This window comes from Cellvibrio sp. ATLC23, from assembly GCF_057196725.1.
On the sequence record NZ_JBXUOS010000011.1, the window covers coordinates 12,826 to 33,346 of the forward strand.

The window sequence follows — 20,521 nt, forward strand, 5'->3', positions numbered from 1 at the left end:
AACCTTCACTGTTTACGAGACTGCCGATGCTGGATTAGATTTGAGCAAGGCGACCGCTTTCGATACCAGTTGATGCGCGCGTGCCACCTCCAGGTTTTTGGGAATATCCTGACCATCGGTTGTGTAAGCAATCGACAACCGGTTTTGAATAGCGACCCCCAAGGCTTCGCCAATACTCGCGGTTTCATCCAGCTTGGTGAGAATACAACCCTGCAGACGCGCGGCACCGTAGGCGTGAACCGACGCTTTCAGCATTTGCATCTGACTATTGCAGGACATGACCAAATAAGTTTTTACCAGTTGCTGATCAGCCAGCGCTTTAAGTTGGGCTTTTAGATGCGGATCGCCGTGGCGGAAACCCGCAGTATCGATCAAGACCAGTGAACAATGACGCAAACAGCGCAGTACCGAATCCAGTGGGTTCGCTTCATCCACCACACGCACCGGCACACGCAAAATACGCGCAAGTGAGCGCAGCTGATCATGTGCCGCAATTCGGTAGGTATCCGTAGTAATCAGAGCCACTTTGTCAGCGCCGTGTTGCAATACATAACGCGCGGCCAGCTTGCCAATGGTGGTGGTTTTGCCTACACCGGTAGGGCCGACAAATGCAAACACCCCGCCCTGCTCGACTATATCGCGACCGTTAATCGGTAATTGATGCGCAAGATTTGCCAGCGCATCTGGCCAGGCATCACTCAATGTTTTGGTTTTTGTACAAGCGCCAATCACAGCACTGATCACATCTTTTGGTAAGTTCAAACGCTCAAGACGACGCGCAACACTGGCTAACACAGGAGAATTAATCGGTGCTGACTGTTGGCCGGTTAAACGATCCAATTGCTGCTCTAACAAAAAGCGCATATCGGCAATCTCGGCCTGCAAATCAGTGAGCTGCGATGAGGATTCAACGCTGTCATCGATATTCACATCAGCCTTAAATGACTCTTGCAAACGCCCTTCTTTAAGCAAAGTCTCGCGAAACGAGATAGCTTCTTTACTAAGTGCTGGCGCGGGCGTTGAAACCGGTGCAGAAGCCGCATCAACCAAAGGGTATTTTTCAGCAGCACTCATGCCCACCATAGGTCTTTGCGCAGGTGTCGGGGTATTGCGTGGGATACCCGCATTAACAACGGTATTTTTGCCTACCAGAAATTCTTTGGCGGACTCTTCGGCTTTGCGTGCAGCCAGCATACGCAAACGTGCCCTTTCTATATCCTCCGCTAATTGCGCACCGCTCTTACCGGCATTTGGATGGGCGGCACCCCGCTGGGCGGCACCCCGCTGGGCGGCACCCCGCTGGGCTGCATCCCACTGATCAGCAACTTGCGTTATAGCCGGTGCCGCTTTGCGTGACGGGCTGGTGCCCAGCGCGCGCGGAGATATATCACCATCACTCAATAAAGGTTCACTGAGCGAAAAGGTCGATTCAGCAAATGGGCGATTCTGCAGTTGTTTGAGCTCGTAATCGGACCCCATAGTAGTCAACAATTCCACCCCTTCCGGGATGCGATTGCTCGAGAGAATAATGGCATCTGGCCCCAGCTCCTGGCGAACCAATTCCAACGCACGGCGCATATCAGCAGCTACGAAACGTTTGACTTGCATATTCAACTCCTACCCATCAGGGCTACTTTTTATCAGCGCCGACACTCGCATCGATACTGATCTGTTTGTTTTCCGGTACTTCGGTATAAGCCAGTACACGCATATCGGGGACACTGTGGCGAACAAAGCGCGACAGCATTGGCCGGAGCGGTGCAGCAACCAGCAAAACCAGTGGCTTGCCTGACAACTCTTGCTGCTGTGCCGCACTGATCAATGATTGCTGCAGCCGATCCGCCAGGCCAGGCTCGATAAACGCGCTGTCATCGGCGCCAGCTTTTTGTGCCTGTTGTACGGTATTTAGCAACAATTGTTCCAATGTAGGTTCAAGGGTGATAACAGGCAGGTTTCTCTCGTTTCCAATGATGTTTTGGACAATTTGACGGCACAGAGCCACCCGTGCCAAGGCAGTAAGAGCGGCGGGATCTTGACTCTTTGCCCCTGAGCCCGCCAAGGCCTCGGCGATGGAGCGGATATCGCGAATAGGCACTCGTTCGCGCAGCAAGTTTTGCAACACCTTGAGCAGTACGTTGATGCTCAAGGTATTGGGCACCAACTCTTCAACTAATTTGGGGGATGATTTAGCCAGCATATCCAACAGCTTTTGCACGTCTTCGTGGCCGAGTAACTCAAAGGTGTGTTGCTGCAGAATTTGGTTGAGGTGTGTCGCCACCACGGTGCTCGGATCCACGACGGTGTAACCCAAGGTCTGCGCCTGCTCGCGCTGATTGGGGCTGATCCAGACAGCATCGAGGCCAAATGCCGGATCTTTGGTTTTGATGCCTTCGAGCGTACCGAACACCTGCCCGGGGTTGATAGCCAGCTCCCGGTCCGGATAGACATCAGCCTCCGCCATGGACACACCCATCAAACTCAAGCGATAACCAGTGGGGTTCAAATCTAAATTGTCGCGAATATGTACCGATGGAATTAAAAAGCCCATCTCCTGCGACAGTTTTTTGCGCACACCTTTAATGCGACCCAACAGCTCGCCACCCTGATTTTTATCGACCATCGGGATCAGGCGATAACCCACTTCCAGCCCGATCACATCCACCGGCTGCACATCATCCCAACCAAGTTCGGGCGATTCCGGCGTACCTTGTGGCAAAGCAGGCGCCGAGCGTTGCGGCGCAATGCTGGCGCCACCGCCCGAAGGTTGAGGCTCACTGGCGGCGCGGCTACCCGCGGGAATAAAGCTATTATCTTCAACAACCGCGGGCTGTTGCTTACGCCAATGAATGTAGTAAGCCAGACCTGCACACAATAAGCCCAACCCCAAGAAGGCAACATGGGGCATACCGGGAACAGAGCCCATAATGATCAACATGATGGCGGCAACAGCCAATGCTTTAGGCGAGGTAAACATTTGTCCCACGACTTGTTTACCCATATCTTCCGAAGTGTTAACACGGGTCACCAAAATGGCAGAAGCAACCGATAACAATAGACCGGGGATCTGAGCGACCAGGCCATCACCAATCGTCAGAATGGTGTACTTTTCAAACGCATCGCCAAACGTCAGATCGTGCTGCATCATGCCGATGGAAAAACCACCAATAATATTGATAAACATAATCATGATGCCCGCGACTGCATCGCCGCGCACAAACTTACTCGCACCGTCCATTGCGCCGTAAAAATCTGCTTCGGAGGACACCTCTTTACGACGCTCCCGCGCCTGATCCTGATCGATCAATCCCGCATTTAAATCGGCATCAATTGCCATTTGTTTGCCGGGCATCGCATCCAAGGTAAAACGCGCGCTCACTTCCGATATACGGCCAGCACCTTTGGTGATTACCACGAAGTTGATGATCATCAAAATGATAAACACCACAATACCCACGGCCAGATTGCCGCCGATTACCACATTGCCAAAGGCCTCGATTACCTTACCGGCAGCATCCCCACCCTCATGACCTTCAAGCAATACCACTCGTGTAGACGCCACGTTCAAACCCAGGCGCAGCAAGGTTGCGATCAACAAAATCGTAGGGAAAGCGGCAAAATCCAGCGGGCGCATGGCATAAACCGACACCAACAGCACAACGAGAGAAAGCGCGATATTGAAGGTAAAAAACATATCGAGCAGCAACGGCGGGATTGGCAAAATAATCATCGCCAACAGCATGATCAATAATATTGGAATGCCCAGATTGCCACGCCCCATTCCCTGTAGGGAACTTAGCGCAGCTTTGCCGTTAATATTATTGAGCTGGTTAAACGTTGGTAAGGCCATAAGCACGGATTCTTGACGGTTGGATCATTTCTCCGTGATATCGCAAGAAACATACCGATTTAAGCAATCCGCTGAGGATAATTAACAAGCGTTTATTATTTGACCTATTGATGAGATGCGCATACGATATGCGCATCGCTAAAGGGCATTAATTATGAAAAGTATTTACGACACCAGCGCACCCAAAAAACCCACAAATGTGAGCATTAACAGCGAGTTACTGCGCAAAGCTAAAGAATTTGAGATCAACCTGTCCGCCACCCTGGAACAGGCGCTCGCAGAGAAAGTGAGGCAAAAACAGCAGGAGTTATGGTTGTCAGCCAATAAAAGTGCGATAGATGACTACAATCAATACGCCGAGCAAAACACCAGCCTAAGCGATTCACTGCGGAGTTTCTCATGAGCCAATTCCGCGCCTATAAAAATCACAATCCTGACAACCCTCACCTACCCTATTTGCTTGATGTGCAAAATGACCTGCTGGAAGGTCTGGATACCCGCATGGTGATACCGTTAATTCGCGAGTCCAGCTTTAAAGGAAGTGGCATAACCACATTAACACCCAGAATAAATTTGCACGGCGAAGCACTACTGCTGCTCACCCCACAAATGGCCAGCATCAGCAAACATTTACTGACTGACGAAGCCGCCAATCTCGTCGACTTTCGCTATGAAATTTTGGCGGCGATTAATTTATTGATTGAGGGATTTTAGGCAGAGTTGTATCTCAATCCTGCTTACCGCTAGCATCGTAACGAAGATCGCGCGGTACGTTGATGTTGCGTGGGTAACTTGGTTTTTCGCCTTTGCCTTTGCGGAAGTTACGCAACTGAAACACATAAGCCAGTATCTGCGCCACAGCCAGATAAAGGCCGGATGGGATTTCTTGATCCACCTCAGTGGTATAAAAAATCGCACGGGCGAGCACCGGCGATTGAATGATTTCGATTTTATGGGCATTTGCAATTTCACGAATTTTTAGCGCCGTATGATCGCCACCCTTGGCAATCAAAATCGGTGTATCCATTGCTTCCGGATCATATTTCAATGCTACCGAAAAGTGTTCCGGGTTGGTGATAATGACATCGGCCTGCGGCACGTTAGACATCATTCGGCGCTGCGCCATCTCCCGTTGCAACTGGCGAATACGCCCTTTCACTTCCGGTTTACCATCGGTATCTTTGGATTCGTCTTTTTGGTCTTGCCGCGACATTTTTAACTTTTTGTTGTATTCATAAATTTGCAGCGGAACATCAATGACGGCGATTAAAATCGTCGTCGCCGACAGTGCAATCGTGGCAAAAATAGAAATTTCCAGCGAGTGAATAATCGAATTGCCAATGCTTTCATCCACCAAGCGAAACATATCCTGCGCATAGAATTTTAATAGCCAGATGGTCGCGCCTAAAATCACCAGCACTTTACCCAAGGCTTTCAACAATTCAATTAAGGATTTAACCGAAAACATGCGCTTAATGCCGGCGATTGGATCCATGCGACTCAGTTTTGGTTGCATGGCTTTACCGCTGTAATTCCAACCGCCCAAAGCGATTGGCCCAACAATGGAGGCAATTAATAACACCGCCATCAAAGGCGCAATACTGATAAGGCCGTCGTAAATTGCACTGGCCAAATGGGCAAGCATGGCGTTGGGATCAAAAATAGTGGTGCGATTAAGAATAAAGTTTTCGCGGGTGAGACCAATTAATTTTCCGCCCATAAAATCGGCCGAAAAATAGATACCCAATGCCGCCAACATTAATACAGCGGTAGTGGTTAAATCACGGGATCGGGGAATCTGGCCTTCTTCGCGCGCTTTTTCAATTTTTCGCGCACTGGCCTCTTCCGTTTTTTCCTGACTGCTGTCGTCTTCTTCAGCCATTGCAGCAACCTAGGGTGTCAATGCCAAAGTGCGCAGCACACCAATACCTTCTTCCATAATTTCAAAATACACTGGCAGGAAGTTAGCAAAAGTGAACCACATAAGAATAAAACCAAATATTAGCGTGATGGGAAAACCCACGGTAAACACATTCATTTGCGGAGCTGAACGACTCATCACCCCGAATGACATATTAACAATCAACAATGAAGTAAATAACGGCAAGGTAATTAACAAACCAGCACTGAACAACCAAGAGCCCATATCAACAATCGTCATAAAATGGGCGCTGTTCATCCCTGCCCCCCCAATAGGAAAGGTAGTAAAACTATCGATCATCAACTGTAAAACAACCAAGTGACCATTGCTGCTTAAAAATAATAAGGTCGATAACAGCAGGTAGAATTGCGACAAAATTGTCACACTCACGCCACTAGATGGATCATTCATGGCGGCAAAACCCAAACCCATTTTCATCGCCATAAATTGCCCAGCCAATACAAACACATGCAAAACCACTTGCATTGCAAAACCCAACGCTAGGCCAATCAGCACCTCTTGAACAACCATCATAAAACCCTGTGCCGATAAAAATGAAACCACAGGCGCAGGCGGCAATACCGGAACAATGATGATGGCAGTAAACAAAGTGAGAATAATACGAACGCGTGCAGGGACGGTGCGGGCCCCAATCACTGGCACCGCAAAATAGAACGCGCTGATCCGCAACAAAGGCCAGAGATATTGGCCAATAAATTGCGAGAGCTGCTCTTCACTGATGATTAGTTCTTGCATGGCACCCGCTACCCGATGAGGCTCTACTTTACCCAATAAGCGATGGGACGCTCGAATACAATCGATCAAACAAATCCATAAACTTGGTAATCAGCCAAGGGCCCGCCATCATCAGGGTAATCAGCGTCACTATAAGGCGCGGCAAAAAACTCAATGTTTGTTCGTTAATCTGGGTCGCTGCTTGAAACATACTCACAACCAACCCCACAATTAACCCAGGGCCAATAATCACTAGCAGCATCATAATTACCAAAAAAAACGCTTCGGCAAATAAGTCCATCACGACTTCAGGTGTCATCATATAGCCTCCGTCATATTCCGTAGCTGGCGGCGAGCGTGCCCACAATCATCGCCCAACCATCGACCAGAACAAACAGCATAATTTTGAACGGCAAAGAAATAATCAGCGGCGACAACATCATCATACCCATAGCCATCAGCACGCTGGAGACGACAATATCGATCACCAAAAAGGGAATAAAAATAATGAAGCCAATTTGGAATGCTGTTTTTAATTCACTGATGATAAAGGCGGGAACCAAAATACTGAAAGGCGTTTCTTCTGGCTCAGCAATAGGAGGATGTTTGGCAATGCCGACAAACAAGGCAATATCGGACTCGCGCGTTTGCGCCAACATAAACGCATGAAATGGTGCCGCTGTTTTTGCCAAAGCCTCTTGCGCACCAATCTGCTGATTGATATAGGGTTGCAATGCATCTTCATTTACCTTGTTTAACACCGGCTGCATAATAAACAAGGTTAAAAATAGCGCGAGGCCAATCAGAATTTGGTTTGATGGCGACTGTTGTAAACCCAGTGCCTGACGCAAAATAGAAAAGACAATAATAATTCGCGTAAACGATGTCATCATCATTAACAGTGCTGGCAAAAACGTCAGCGCCGTCATAATCGCGAGGATTTGCAGGGTTACCGTATATTCCTGGGTGCCATCAGCATTGGTTTTAACCGTCATGGCTGGCAGCCCAGGAATCGCAGGTAAAGCGCCCAAATTGGAGGGGGTGGTTTGCGCGAGAGGTAAACTATTCGCGGCATTATCAACTACTGGTGGAGTTGTGCTTTGCGCAGAAACAAAACCCGCACACAATAACAGCACCAGCGTTACGATAACTCGAAAATAACCCCACTTTTTTTCTACCGCAATTTTCAACATGGCGTTTCCTAAGGCGCAGAGTTATTGTTGTTATGATCTGCTGCAGATGATGGCGGTGTTTTTTGTTGCAAGATTGCCATTAACTTGCGGCTAAAATCCGACTGGGAGTCCGCTTTAGTATCCAGCGCAATAGGCGTTTCAAACACATGTAAAGTATTTATATTTGTGGATGTAATGCCCAACAGCAATTGCTGCCCACCCGCATCAATTAATACGATTCGCTCGCGCGTGCCCAATGGCATAGCCGATATCACTTTAATATGCGAATTTGCCGAAAATGTTCCCTGACTGAAACGTTTTACAAACCAGGAAATCGCAAAAATCAAACCGATAATACCTAATAGCGCCAGCGTTACATTCAATAGATGACGGCCACTGCCAATAGGTGCAACATTGGTTTGTGCCGATTGATTGTGTGTCTGGAGGTTGGCTGGTGTAACAGATTTGCTAACGGAGTGAACCTTCGTTTGCTCACTCGCGGGGACAACTTGTGAATCTGTTGTTGCACTGACAGTTGCAACTACTGCAGGTTGTTCGGCCGCGACAGCAGGTTCAACCTCACCTGTCACTGAGGCTTCTTGAGCATAGGCAGGCAAAACCAATAGCAACAACAGCCCTAGCCTTTTAACTACAAGCAATGACACAAAAAGATGTTGCACAGTGACAAGATTCATTCGGTATTCCTAACGCAACTTTTTAATGCGCTCTGCAGGGCTAATAACATCCGTCATACGAATACCAAATTTTTCATTCACCACAACTACTTCACCGTGCGCGATTAAAGTACCGTTGACCAATACATCGAGCGGCTCTCCCGCAAGACGATCCAGTTCAATCACCGAGCCCTGATTAAGCTGCAATAAATTGCGGATAGTAATTGATGTGCGCCCTACTTCCATTGAAATCGAAACGGGAATATCCAGAATCACATCCAAATCAGGGCTACCCGGCGCTTGTTTCGATACTTCGCTTTTTAATTCATCAAATGAAACTGTATTGGCCATGGTTTCATCAACATCCGCTTGCTCAGCCATAGCAGCAGCCCAATCATCAGCCATTGAGTCTTGATCAACATCATCATCAGCCATTTTATTCACCCTTAGTTGCAGTCACGCATCACTCTTTAGTTTTAGTTTCAGTGGCGCCGCGCGCTTTAGCAATTTCACCTTTGGTACCGGTAATATTGTAAGCGCTGCTGCGATCAATAAACTCTCTAATTTTCAAACTCAAAAAACCATTGGATTGCCCCAACTGAGTTCTAAACATAGGAACGCCATTCGCAGTCAGGACATGGTAATCAGGAAATTCAATGGGAATAATATCGCCCGCTTTTAACTCGACAATATCGCGCAAGGTAATATCGCGCCGAACAATATCGCACTCCAAATCCACACTTGCTGAAAGAACATCCTCGCGCAGTGCTTTTTCCCAGCGCTCGTCGTGTTCGTCGCTATCACTTTGCAAACCTGCGTCGAGTACTTCGCGAATCGGCTCAATCATCGAATAAGGTACAGTGATGTGCATTTCACCGCCGCCGCCATCCAACTCTATGTGAAAAGTACTTACCACTACCACTTCGCTGGGGCTAACAATATTTGCTAACGACGGATTCACTTCTGAATGCACATACTCAAAATTGATAGGAAAAACCGCTTTCCACGCTTCGGTTAAATCAATAAACGCTTGATTCAACACCATCTGTACTACACGCAATTCAGTAGGTGTAAATTCGCGACCTTCAATTTTTGCATGGCGACCATCGCCACCAAAAAAATTATCGACTAACTTAAACACCAGGCGCGCATCAAGAATAATCAGTGCCGTCCCACGCAAAGGGCGAAACTTAACCATATTCAAACTGGTGGGTACATAAAGTGTGTGAACATATTCGCCAAATTTTTGAATTTGCACTCCGCCGACTGACACATCAGCCGTTCTGCGCAACAGGTTAAACATACTGATGCGGGTATAGCGGGCAAAACGTTCATTAATCATTTCGAGCGTAGGCATTCGCCCACGCACAATACGATCCTGACTGGTGAGATCATATGCTCTTACCGTACCGGGCTCATTGTCGCCCTCGGTATCTATGTCACCATCATCAACGCCATGAAGGAGCGCATCGATTTCGTCTTGCGAGAGTAAATCTTGCACAGTGGTTCCTTATTGCATTACAAAGGTGGTAAACAATACTTGTTCGACGTTCGCCGATGAAACCTTATCCGCCTTACCGCTAGCAGCGAGTGCCGCTTGTTCTTTTTGCAGTTGGCTGCGAATAATCTCCAATGCTTCTTCGCGCAATATTTCTTTACCTTCATTAGTTTGTAATTCATCAAAACTTTTCGCGCTAAACAACATGACCAAACCGTTACGTATGGCAGGCATATGTAACGTCAGCAGCTCCTGTAACAGCGGATCACGAAACAGCAATGTAATAGACGCTTGCAAATAGCGCTGACGGCCATTCACATTAAAGTTAATCGTAAATTTAGGGGTCATCTCATAATAAATAGCAGGTGCCAGTGTTGAGGGGGCATGCTTTGTTGCTGCAACTGCTTCGCCTGCTGGTGGTGCAGGTGATAAGACCTTTAACGCCACTACAGTACCGCCAATAGAGATGATGATCAGCGCCACCGCAATGCCAATCATTAAAAACAGTTTCTTTTTAGAACCTGACTCCGTACTGCCTGCGTCTGCTTTTGCTTTTGGGGCTGCCGCCATGTCAAAACTCCGTCACTTTCAAGGACTAAAATGGGTTGAGCAATACCTATGCCAGTATTGCCCTTGAAAGCTTAGCAGCGGATTAGGGGTTTGCGAGCAAGAGCACACAAAGGGAGATAAGAATGAGCAAAAAAATTGTTATGCAAAACAAAGATGTAAAGAAGCTGATCAATATGATCAGCTTCTTTACAAAAAGACAGGCATAAACAAGAGAAACAAATGAAAGTTATGCGTAATGATCGACCAAGCGCATTGATATCGCCTGGCTAACAGCGACCTGTGTTAGCTCTTCATCATCCTCAATTCCGGAATTTTGCTGTTTGCTTGATTCCTCCTGCTCCCGCTTAGAAAAAGATTTGTCCGAGACATCGACATTAACCAGATTTAATCCCTGCTCGGAAAACATTTCACGCAAGCGGCTTAATTGCTGATCCAATGCTTCGCGCACGGCAGGATGCGGACTACTGAAGGTAACGCTGGCTTGATCCTGATTCACGCTTACCTTCACTTGCATTGGGCCAAGTTCCGGTGGATCCAAACGAATTTCGGCCGCACTGACGTTTTGTGCGGCAAGCCATAACACCTTATCGCCCACGGCTTGGCTCCATTGCGGGCTGCCCACCGTTACCGGCACACCGGTTTGAACAATAAATGCACGGGCGGCAGGTGATTGCGCTTCGGTTAAACGTGCCATCGCTTCTACTGCAGCACTAATGATTGCGGGTTTTACATCGACGGCGGGAGCCGTTTTATCCAAAGTCGCTGCCGCCATAGTGGTTTCGGCCAGCTTATTTAATGCTGCTTTGGAGTTCAGTAATGCAAAATCCGGGTTGTCTCCTGTTTCTGCATCTAGCAAAACATCTGCATCTGAATTGGGAGCAAGATCTATTTCAGCATTTGCTCCGCCCTGCGATGCACCTGTAGCTATTCCAGCCAGAGCGGATTGCGCATCAACTCCCGCAGTAGCAACTCCTGTAGTAGCAGCACCTCCTGCAACTAACTGGGTTTTCGAAACAAATTGAAGACCAACCAATACGGCTTGCTCGCCATTAACTGCCGCATCGCCCTCTATTTCGATGGGCTGCAAGGGCGTATTAATCGCCACAAGACTCGGATCTATGACCGACATATCCTCAGGTGATACAGATGGATCAATCTCATCTTCATTGGCAGGCGCTTCTACTACTACGGGCTGGATAGAAACTTGACCAAGCAGGTTTGCAGATGTATCAAGCTGACCATCCACTTCAGTTGAATCTGTAGCAGCTAGCGTTAAGTCATCCAGCGCACTATCTGCCTTTACAACCGCAATCTTATCTGGATCCATCACCCGCAGTTCATTTCCCATAGGCGCTTGATCATTTAGCTCAGCAGATTGTTCCTCGCTTATTTTTTTTCCCCGCGCTGCATTCACATCATTTCCTTGTACAGACTGATCAGTTACATCGGTTGATCGCTGATTATCTTTGGAAGTATTTGATGGAGTCTCTAACCGGCCGACCTCTTTCTGCGAATCCTGCCGAGCTGGCGGTTTAACAATCGGTCGGGAAGCACCAGTGGGCTCTGCAGCAGGGCTTTCTTTGCGCGCCACAGGTTTACGAGCGGCAATTTCTGGCCGCACCTGTTCCAGTGCCTGATGAAATTTTTCAGTCGATTCCACACGCGCCTTAGCCGTCGTACTTTTAGTCGCCGCCGGATTAGCACTGGTTAAACCCAGTAAACTATTTAAAAAATTACTATTGCTCATCTGCTGCTCCTGCGCTTGATCACGGCAAGGCTTTGCCGCTTGATCAGACAACTATTCGGTTCAGGAGATACTTTGCAAAGCAGGTGCCAATTTAGACAATCGGCGCTGTAGAGGAGCGATAGACGCTAAGGTGAATTATGAATAAGAGCGCAGCAAACTCAGAACTTGTGCGAACTCTTGTTCGATGGAGTCAAGATCGACAGCCAATCCGTCGAGACTATTTTCAAACGCTTTTTTCTCCAGCACGGCGCAGAGTGCCGATAATTGCAGCGCGCCAACATTACTACTACTTCCTTTGAAACTATGTGCTGCACGGCGAATAAGGTCGGCATCTGACCCCTGGATAACCTTACGCAGAGTAGTGATTCGGTCAGTGGAATCCTGCACGAAGGTATCAATCAGCAACGTAAAATCATCCTCCATGACTTGTTTCAGGGTGTTTAACGTTTCGTAGTCCAGATGTTCCATGGCGGGCTTCTCATTGTTGGGAATGAAGAGTCACAGCTGATTCAATTCATCGTCAATCATCATTAACCCATGAAAAATCGACTTCGACGATATTACCGCATCCAAAATAGGTAACAGTACCACAAAGTTTCTCCACCAGCGCAATACCACGCCCGCTATAACCGAAAGATGAAAGATTATCGGTTGCGCGCTGTTGATGATCAAAACCCGTACCGCTATCCTCAATACGGACTTTTAACAAACCGCCATTTTCGTTGGTTTTGTGAGAGATACGGATACGTACAAAGCCTTCCGTCACCTGATTAATACGCTGTTCGCGCAACTTATAATAGTCGGAAAACCCTTCCGGTGTTTTTTTCAGCTCAGAGTCCAGTTTTAATACACCGTGCTCCAAGGCATTGGTGTACAACTCAGCAAGAATGGTATAGAGCGTACTGCTAAAAGCGCGCAAGCTGGGCACTTCCATCAATACATTTAATAACATGGGCAATGGATCAAATACTTTAAAACTCGTAGGTTTTACTTCAAACCCCATGACCCATTCAATTTCCGAGTTGGCAAACTTATGACTTGCTTCCTGCGCAAAGCTATTCACTCGCGCAGGTTCATCCATGCGAATTTCCAACAATGATAAATCGTCATCTTTTTCACCATTGCCAACAAACTGTTGCACACTCTCAATAATTTCATTAAATAAATGCTCGGGGTTTTGGTTGCGACCAAACACTTCTTTCAGTCGCTCTTCACCAAACATATCCCCCTCTGCATTGCGCGCCTCATGAATACCGTCAGACCAAACAAAAATTCGATCTTCTTCTTGGAGCTCATAGTATTCACAATTATCTTTAAAGGCGCGACTTGACAAGACCCCCAATGGTAGGTGAGTTGATTTAACCGGAGTAATATTACTCTCTCGATGATGATAGATAAAACAATCTGGCAATCCACCGTTCCAAATCTTTAAGCGCTTTTTACGGAAATTAATATCCATCATGGTGGCACAACAAAAAATCCCCACCGGTAAAATATTTTTTAATTTTCCATTTATTTCGCGCAGGATATCGGTCATGGAAAAACCTTTTTGCACCATGCCATAAAAGGTCGATGCCAGCGGCATAGCGCCGATCGCAGCGGGCAAACCGTGGCCGGTAAAATCACCAAGCAATACCATCATACTGCCATTGGGTCGCATGGCCGCAACCAGCACATCGCCATTAAAAACAGCGAGTGATGATAAAAAATAACGCACATTACTAGCACTCAAACAGCCGCTGTGTGCGACATTATCAAACACGTGCTTGGCAACTGTTTGCTCCTGGAGCAGACGGGTGTTGTACTGCACGATTTGATTGCGCTGCGTAAGCATAGTGCTATGCATTTCACGCATACGATTGAAGGACTTTATTTTGGCTTGCAGAATAATGCGATTGTAAGGTTTGGAAAGAAAGTCATCGCCCCCCGCATCCAAACATTGCACGAGTGATTCGGTATCAGAAAGAGAAGTGAGAAAAATAATAGGGACTAGTTCATCGCCCGCAAGCTCTTTGATTTTTCGCGCGGCACCAAAACCATCGAGCTCGGGCATCAATGCATCCAGCAAAACAATATCGGGTTTCTCAGCAGAGTAAACCTGAATCGCCTCGAGCCCATTGCAAGCTGAAACTACATGATGGCCTTCTTTGCGAACAATGCTTTCAAGAATGAGCCTGTCGGTGTCTGTATCATCGGCAACTAGAATCTTTAAACGACGCACATCATTCATAAAATTGCTTCCATACATCACTCAACATGCCGCAGAGCATGCTCGGCCACCTATTGAATGTCGAACAGTTGCTCAAAATTAGAAATCAATAAAATCTTTTTCACATCCGGTGCACAATTCACAATTTGAATGTTGGACTGCTCCCCTCCCGCGTAATCACGCAATAGCAACAACATACCCAAAGCTGAACTGTCTAAATAAGACGTGCCCTGTAGATCAACACGGTAATGAGTGGGTGCCTGAGCAAGCTTTTCATATGCACCGCGAAATTCTTGGTGGGAGCTAAAATCGAAGCGGCCCTGAATATAAATAGTGACTTGATTGCCGTCAGGGGAAACTGTTGACGTGATCGCCATGTCTTACCTCATCAAAAAACGCTAAACATTACTGATGCCAGTCCATCCAGGATAGCCCTCGCCCCAGCACAACCTAAGGATAGCCTATAAAATTATAGTTGCTGGAGACTTCATGCAATATAGTATGCAAGCAACAAAATCATCCCGAAAACCCATTTATCTGACTTTTTGTGCCTCTTATGCGCCTTTATATTGCGTTGTCTGACTGACGCTGTAATTGCTGAGAGCTTAATTCATCCATCTCTTTCTGCAAACGTTTATCGAGCAGAAGATTATCTTCACGCTGCAATCGAGCAATTAAATCCTCAATGGATTTACGCTTTTGGTACTTTAATCGCCACTGTTGTTGCAGCGACTCAAACAACACTTTATAGCGCTCAACCTTGTTTGCCTGCTCATTGCAGGCTGCATTAACCCGATTAATAAAACTGCTGTAATTGATTAGTTCATGAGCAAGAACCCCCTCCCGCAGCGCGCCTTGGGCAGTTAAATACTGATCGGCATAATCGCGTAACTCGGCCAATTGTCGCTCTTCTTGTGCGAGCTGATCGCGGAATTGACTGAGTTTTTTAGCCGCCTCATCTTCCTGGCGAAATGCCAGCGACAAGACAACCTGCATTCGTTTGGCGCGGGATTCAGCCATGTTTCACACTCGCTGCATAGATGATTTAGCGTTGCCGATGCTGTTGTGCCAGTGGGCTATTGGCTTTGGTATTGGCAGGAGGTTTGAGGAGCACTTTAAGATTAGCAATGGATTCCGGCAGCCGTACACCTTGCTTGATCCCCTGTTGGATAAACGCGCGCAAATGAGGGAACCGCTCAATCGCAGCATCTGTTTCCGGGTCAGCACCTGCGGTGTAGGCACCAATGGCGATCAAATCGCGGTTCTGTTGATAACGCGCGAGCAATTGTTTAAAGCGCTGCATCATTTTCAAGTGTTCATCATCAACGATGTTTTGCATCGCCCGGCTGATGGACGCCTCTACATCAATAGCGGGATAAATCCCCTCCTCCGCCAACCGCCGCGATAGCACCACATGGCCGTCAAGAATCGCCCGCGCCGAATCGGCAATCGGGTCTTGCAAATCATCGCCTTCAGTTAACACGGTATAAAAGGCAGTAATTGAACCTTCACCTTCCGCCGCATTACCGGCTCGCTCCACCAATTGCGGAATTTTGGCAAACACCGAAGGTGGATAACCTTTGGTCGCCGGGGGTTCGCCAATAGCCAGCGCAATTTCCCGCTGCGCTTGGGCAAACCGGGTGAGCGAATCCATCAGCAACAATACGTTTAAACCCTGATCGCGATAATACTCGGCGATACGGCTACATAATTGCGATGCGCGCAAACGCATCAAAGGCGCATCATCTGCCGGTGATGCAACCACTACAGCGCGGCGCAAACCTTCTTCACCGAGAATATGGTCGATAAATTCTTTTACCTCGCGGCCCCGCTCACCCACCAACCCCACCACCACCACATCGGCAGTGGTAAAGCGGGTCATCATGCCGAGCAATACACTTTTACCCACACCAGAACCGGCCATCAAGCCCAAGCGTTGGCCGCGCCCAACGGTAATCAAAGCATTAATCGCGCGCACACCCACATCCAGCGGTTCACTGATAGGGTGACGTTGTAGCGGGTTAATTTCCTGCGGAGTGAAATCGAGAAACTCATCGCCTATGAGGGGGCCTTTGCCATCGAGCGGCTGGCCTATGCCGTTAACCACCCTACCCAACAGCTGCGGGCCAACCCGCATGCCCATTTGGGTGGCGACGGGAATAACCCGTGCGCCCGGTTGCAAACCTTCAACACGTTTGATCGGCATTAAAAATACTTTGTCGCCTGAAAATCCGACCACTTCGGCTTCTATGCGGCGATTGTCGCTATTGATAATTTCACATTGGCGACCGACAGAAACATTCAAACCTACCGCTTCCAACGTCAGTCCGACTGAGCGAGTAATGCGCCCTTCGGCCTGTGGTTCAACCGGTACCAGTTTTCGTGGCGCGTAGGAGCGCAGACGGGAGCTTATGGATTGGCGCTCCGACATGATTAGCGCTCATCCTGTTGATCAGAATTCATATCAGAAATTTTTTCACTGCTTACAGTATTCTCTGCCGCAGAACTTTCTGCTTTCTCATTTCCAAGCTCACTATCAGCAGACAGGCTGCCTTGCGTAAATGAATCCTCATCTTCGTCATCATCGCTGTCGCCACCGGCCAACTGCTTGGAAATAAATTGCTCCAGCACCGTTTGCAAACGCGACGACACGGAAAAATCCACCCGGCTTTCCGGTGTTTCAATACGGCAGCCGCCCGGCAATAACTCAGCATCACCAAAAAAACTCCACGCCAATTGCTGCTCTTCCGCATAGGTTTCCACCGCAGCCAAATCATCGGGATTTAAACAAACACGAATATTTTTATTGCCGATGGGCAAGGCATCGACGGCATCTTTCACCAAGCTGACAATGTGTGATGAATCGGTCAGTAACTCGCGCTGCACGACACTTTGGGTAAGGGTACAAATCACATCTAACAACAGATGTTCTACGTCAGTATCCTGTTCATTGATGGGATCTAGCAGTGCATTGGCAAGGCTCTGAAAGCGCTGCTGTTCAGCAACTAACTGTGCGCGCATTTCCATTAAACCCTGTTGGCGACCCGCCTCATAACCTTCGCTGTTGCCCTTGGCAAAACCGGCTTTGTGCCCCTGTTCAAATCCATCTTTTTCAGCGGTATCAAAAATAGCCTGCATCTCCTCTGCTGTCATGCCCATCTGTGGCACCGCTTCCGGTTCAGGCATCTCAACGGTTTCGATGGTTTCTTTTTCGCGGCGCAATAATCGCTCGCGTCTTTCGCGCGCCTCCTTTTCTACTGACGACAAAATTTTGCCGTGTTCAGTGATTGGAGGAATCACCCAAGTCGTGGCACTCTCAACCGCTTCTGCGGGAATACGATTTTGCAAATTGTTATCCGACATGGATGCACTATCTCAATTGACGCCAGGGCCCATTAACACGGGGAATGCAATTAACCATTAAACCATCTGGTCGCCGCTACCGCCCAACATAATTTCGCCCGCATCGGCCATACGGCGCGCCGTAATAAGAATTTCTTTTTGCGCCGCCTCCACATCTGCCAAGCGCATTGGCGGTTTGGTTTCCAAGTCGTCGCGCAACAGTTCGGCTGCACGCTTCGACATGTTTTTGAAGATTTTTTCTTTGAGTTCGTCGTCCGCTCCTTTGAGCGCGACGACTAATACATCGGAAGAGACTTCGCGCAGCAGCGCTTGAATACCGCGGTCGTCCACCTCTTTGAGATTCTCGAACACAAACATCAAATCCTGAATTTGATTGCCCATATCCTCGTCGATTTCTTTGATACCTTCCATCAGTTCGGCTTCGATAGAACCATCCAAATTGTTCATAATTTCCGCCGCCACTTTGTAACCACCCATGGCTTTGGTTTGCGATGCCGCATTGCCGGAGAACTGTTTTTCCAGAATATCGTTTAATTCCTGCAGCGCGCTGGGCTGTACTGTATCGAGCGATGCAACCCGCATCATAATATCCAGGCGAACCTTTTCCGGAAAATAGGTCAGAATCTCGGCGGATTGGTCCGAATCGAGGTAGGCGATAACAATCGCCTGAATTTGCGGGTGTTCGTTGCGGATGATATCGGCGATTGAACGCGCCTCCATCCACTTGAGTGTATCCAAACCGGTAGTGTTACCGCCGATCAAAATGCGGTCGATCAGGCTGTTAGCTTTATCTTCACCCAATGCCGTCACCAACATTTTGCGAATATAGTTGTCCGCACCCACTCCAAGCCCGGTCAGGGTTCTAACTTCATCTAAAAAGTTGCCCAATACCGCCTGCACTTCTGACTGCTGAATATTTTGCAGCTGGGTCATTGCCGCACCAATGCGCTGAACTTCTTTTGGCCCCATGTGCTTCAAAATTTCCGCTGCGTCAGCCTCACCAAGCGACATTAGTAAAATAGCCGCTTGATCTACATAACGCATTTTGAACTTAGGTTTATCGACAGCTTTATCGTTGGCATCAGTCATCGCGATTTATCCACTTCTTCACTACCTGGGCCACGCGGCCCGGGTCATCGGCAATCAAACCTTTAATTGCATTAAGTTGTTCTTCATAACCCTGATCAGGGCTGGGCAACATCAGCGCATGACCACCGGTCAAGGTCACGGTCTCATCAGACATACCATCCAAACCACCAGCACCTGCAGCTTCCAAAGCCGCCAATTGCCTCGCCTCTTCTTGTTCCGCGAGCGCACCACCCTGCTTGGACAGGCTTTTAAACATAGGGCGCAACAGACCAAATACGATCAATAAAATCACCAGTACACTGGCGAGATATTTGATGTTTGGCATGATCCATTGCTCCCACCAAGGAACATCCAGCCCCAGTGTAGGATCTTCTACCCGATTGGCAAACGCAGAGTTCAATACATTGACACTATCGCCACGCACCGCACTAAAACCCACTGCATCACGTACCAGTATAGACAACCGCTCCAATTCGTTTTCAGTCCAAGGCACTAGCGTTTCTGTACCATCGGCATTTTTGACTAGTTTATCGTCCACCACTACGGCGACGGTCAGACGCTTAAGGGTTCCCTGTTGATGCTTGGTATAACTAATGGTGCGATCCAGTTCATAGTTACGGGTTGCCTGCTCGCGATTGTTAGTTGGTTGCGCGGGGGCAATAGGCTGACCCGTAGCAGGGTCAATTTGTTCAGGTGCTGCTGCTGCCCCCGGCGGCTGATTGGTTAAGGCACCAGGGATACCGGCGGCAACATCACCCGCACGGCGGCTTTCATTAAGTGTTTGCTCCGAGCGAATTGCAGGCAAATCAGGATTAAACGTTTCCGCAGCTTGCTCTACCGCAGTGAAATCTACATCGGCACTCACTTCGGCGCGGAATTTACCGCCACCCACTACCGGCTCCAGAATACCGTTGATGCGTTTTATGATGCTGTTTTCAACATCTTTGGAGTATTGATGTTGTTTCGCGGCCATCAATAAATCAGCGCTATCCTCACCTGTCGATATCAAATTGCCGTGCTGATCTACCACCGTTACATCAGCCATTTTCATTCCAGGCACAGATGAGGCTACTAAATTCATAATCGCTTTCACCTGCGCTGGCTCCACACTCCGCCCGGCAAACACTTCTACAAAAACGGAAGCAGTGGGATTTGCGGCATCGCGCACAAATACGGTTTTTTTCGGAATCGCCAAATGCACGCGAGCATTGCGAATACTGGTAATGCTGGTAATCGTGCGCGCAAGTTCGCCCTCAATACTGCGCTGATAACGGGTGTTTTCTACAAATTGACTAGTGCCTAGCGGCTGCTCTTTATCCATTAATTCGAAGCCCTGAGTCGGGCTTGACGGCAAACCAAACTCGGCGAGTTTCAACCGCGCCATGTGCACATCTTCACTCGCCACTAAAATGGCGCCGCTGTTTTGATCAACCTTAAAATTGATACGATTTTGCTCCAGCACATCCACCACATTGGCCGCATCCAGATTGTCCATGCGGCCATAGAGCGGGCGGTAATCTTCACCCTGCATCCACATCACAATGGCAAAACCAATCGCCACACTGGCAGCCAGCGTGATCATCAAACCAACTTGACGCAACAAATTAAGGTTGCTTAAGCCTTCCAAAAAATCGCCGCCAAGTTTTGACTGCGCAGGTGAGTTTTCGGATTCAGGGGCGGCACTGGTAGCCATAAT

At 48.2% G+C, this 20,521-nt stretch carries 21 protein-coding genes; 2 read left to right on the forward strand and 19 right to left on the reverse strand.

What is annotated here, in order from left to right:
* Positions 1–12: 12 nt before the first annotated feature.
* Positions 13–1,608: a flagellar biosynthesis GTPase FlhF gene (flhF, locus tag AC2CG4_RS15995; protein WP_484487223.1), complete on the reverse strand. Its 1,596-nt coding sequence runs from the start codon at positions 1,606–1,608 to the stop codon at positions 13–15.
* Positions 1,609–1,630: 22 nt separating this feature from the next.
* Complete coding sequence (gene flhA, locus AC2CG4_RS16000; RefSeq protein ID WP_484487224.1) at positions 1,631–3,847, reverse strand: flagellar biosynthesis protein FlhA; 2,217 nt, start codon at positions 3,845–3,847, stop codon at positions 1,631–1,633.
* 154 nt (positions 3,848–4,001) lie between these two features.
* On the opposite strand from flhA, the gene AC2CG4_RS16005 reads away from it, so the two are divergent.
* A complete protein-coding gene (locus AC2CG4_RS16005; protein ID WP_484487225.1) occupies positions 4,002–4,250 on the forward strand; it encodes a type II toxin-antitoxin system CcdA family antitoxin in 249 nt (82 codons plus the stop codon).
* Positions 4,247–4,561: a CcdB family protein gene (locus tag AC2CG4_RS16010; RefSeq protein ID WP_484487226.1), complete on the forward strand. Its 315-nt coding sequence runs from the start codon at positions 4,247–4,249 to the stop codon at positions 4,559–4,561. Before AC2CG4_RS16005 ends, AC2CG4_RS16010 begins: the two co-directional genes overlap by 4 nt.
* Before the next feature lie 13 nt (positions 4,562–4,574).
* On the opposite strand, the gene flhB is transcribed toward AC2CG4_RS16010, so the two are convergent.
* The 17 genes from flhB to fliF form a co-directional block, all read right to left on the reverse strand.
* On the reverse strand, positions 4,575–5,729 hold the full coding sequence (gene flhB / locus AC2CG4_RS16015) for a flagellar biosynthesis protein FlhB (protein ID WP_484487227.1): 1,155 nt from the start codon (positions 5,727–5,729) through the stop codon (positions 4,575–4,577).
* Between the two features lie 9 nt (positions 5,730–5,738).
* A complete protein-coding gene (gene fliR / locus AC2CG4_RS16020) occupies positions 5,739–6,524 on the reverse strand; it encodes a flagellar biosynthetic protein FliR (protein WP_484487228.1) in 786 nt (261 codons plus the stop codon).
* A gap of 28 nt (positions 6,525–6,552) precedes the next feature.
* A complete protein-coding gene (fliQ, locus tag AC2CG4_RS16025) occupies positions 6,553–6,822 on the reverse strand; it encodes a flagellar biosynthesis protein FliQ (protein WP_484487358.1) in 270 nt (89 codons plus the stop codon).
* Positions 6,823–6,835: 13 nt separating this feature from the next.
* Positions 6,836–7,696: a flagellar type III secretion system pore protein FliP gene (fliP, locus tag AC2CG4_RS16030; protein WP_484487229.1), complete on the reverse strand. Its 861-nt coding sequence runs from the start codon at positions 7,694–7,696 to the stop codon at positions 6,836–6,838.
* An 8-nt stretch (positions 7,697–7,704) separates the two neighbouring features.
* On the reverse strand, positions 7,705–8,370 hold the full coding sequence (fliO, locus tag AC2CG4_RS16035) for a flagellar biosynthetic protein FliO (protein WP_484487230.1): 666 nt from the start codon (positions 8,368–8,370) through the stop codon (positions 7,705–7,707).
* A gap of 9 nt (positions 8,371–8,379) precedes the next feature.
* Positions 8,380–8,784 (reverse strand): flagellar motor switch protein FliN, encoded by a 405-nt coding sequence (gene fliN / locus AC2CG4_RS16040; RefSeq protein WP_484487231.1) that lies wholly within the window; start codon positions 8,782–8,784, stop codon positions 8,380–8,382.
* 28 nt (positions 8,785–8,812) lie between these two features.
* Positions 8,813–9,850, reverse strand: coding sequence for a flagellar motor switch protein FliM (gene fliM / locus AC2CG4_RS16045; RefSeq protein WP_484487232.1), 1,038 nt, complete (start codon positions 9,848–9,850; stop codon positions 8,813–8,815).
* 9 nt (positions 9,851–9,859) lie between these two features.
* Complete coding sequence (locus tag AC2CG4_RS16050) at positions 9,860–10,417, reverse strand: flagellar basal body-associated FliL family protein (protein ID WP_484487233.1); 558 nt, start codon at positions 10,415–10,417, stop codon at positions 9,860–9,862.
* Between the two features lie 226 nt (positions 10,418–10,643).
* The gene (locus tag AC2CG4_RS16055) at positions 10,644–12,164 is read right to left on the reverse strand and encodes a flagellar hook-length control protein FliK (protein WP_484487234.1); all 1,521 of its coding nucleotides are present in this window, start codon (positions 12,162–12,164) and stop codon (positions 10,644–10,646) included.
* Positions 12,165–12,299: 135 nt separating this feature from the next.
* Entirely contained in the window at positions 12,300–12,632 is a 333-nt protein-coding gene (locus AC2CG4_RS16060; protein ID WP_484487235.1) for an Hpt domain-containing protein, read from the reverse strand.
* A 52-nt stretch (positions 12,633–12,684) separates the two neighbouring features.
* Positions 12,685–14,394 carry an ATP-binding SpoIIE family protein phosphatase gene (locus AC2CG4_RS16065; protein WP_484487236.1) on the reverse strand — a complete coding sequence of 570 codons (1,710 nt, stop codon included), beginning with the start codon at positions 14,392–14,394 and terminating at the stop codon, positions 12,685–12,687.
* 50 nt (positions 14,395–14,444) lie between these two features.
* Positions 14,445–14,750, reverse strand: coding sequence for an STAS domain-containing protein (locus AC2CG4_RS16070; protein WP_484487237.1), 306 nt, complete (start codon positions 14,748–14,750; stop codon positions 14,445–14,447).
* Between the two features lie 187 nt (positions 14,751–14,937).
* Positions 14,938–15,393, reverse strand: coding sequence for a flagellar export protein FliJ (gene fliJ / locus AC2CG4_RS16075; protein WP_484487238.1), 456 nt, complete (start codon positions 15,391–15,393; stop codon positions 14,938–14,940).
* 25 nt (positions 15,394–15,418) lie between these two features.
* Entirely contained in the window at positions 15,419–16,804 is a 1,386-nt protein-coding gene (gene fliI, locus AC2CG4_RS16080) for a flagellar protein export ATPase FliI (RefSeq protein WP_484487239.1), read from the reverse strand.
* Between the two features lie 2 nt (positions 16,805–16,806).
* A complete protein-coding gene (locus tag AC2CG4_RS16085; protein WP_484487240.1) occupies positions 16,807–17,736 on the reverse strand; it encodes a flagellar assembly protein FliH in 930 nt (309 codons plus the stop codon).
* Positions 17,737–17,793: 57 nt separating this feature from the next.
* A complete protein-coding gene (gene fliG / locus AC2CG4_RS16090) occupies positions 17,794–18,825 on the reverse strand; it encodes a flagellar motor switch protein FliG (protein ID WP_484487241.1) in 1,032 nt (343 codons plus the stop codon).
* Positions 18,818–20,518 carry a flagellar basal-body MS-ring/collar protein FliF gene (gene fliF / locus AC2CG4_RS16095; protein WP_484487242.1) on the reverse strand — a complete coding sequence of 567 codons (1,701 nt, stop codon included), beginning with the start codon at positions 20,516–20,518 and terminating at the stop codon, positions 18,818–18,820. The genes fliG and fliF overlap by 8 nt, the downstream gene beginning before the upstream one ends.
* Positions 20,519–20,521 lie beyond the last annotated feature (3 nt).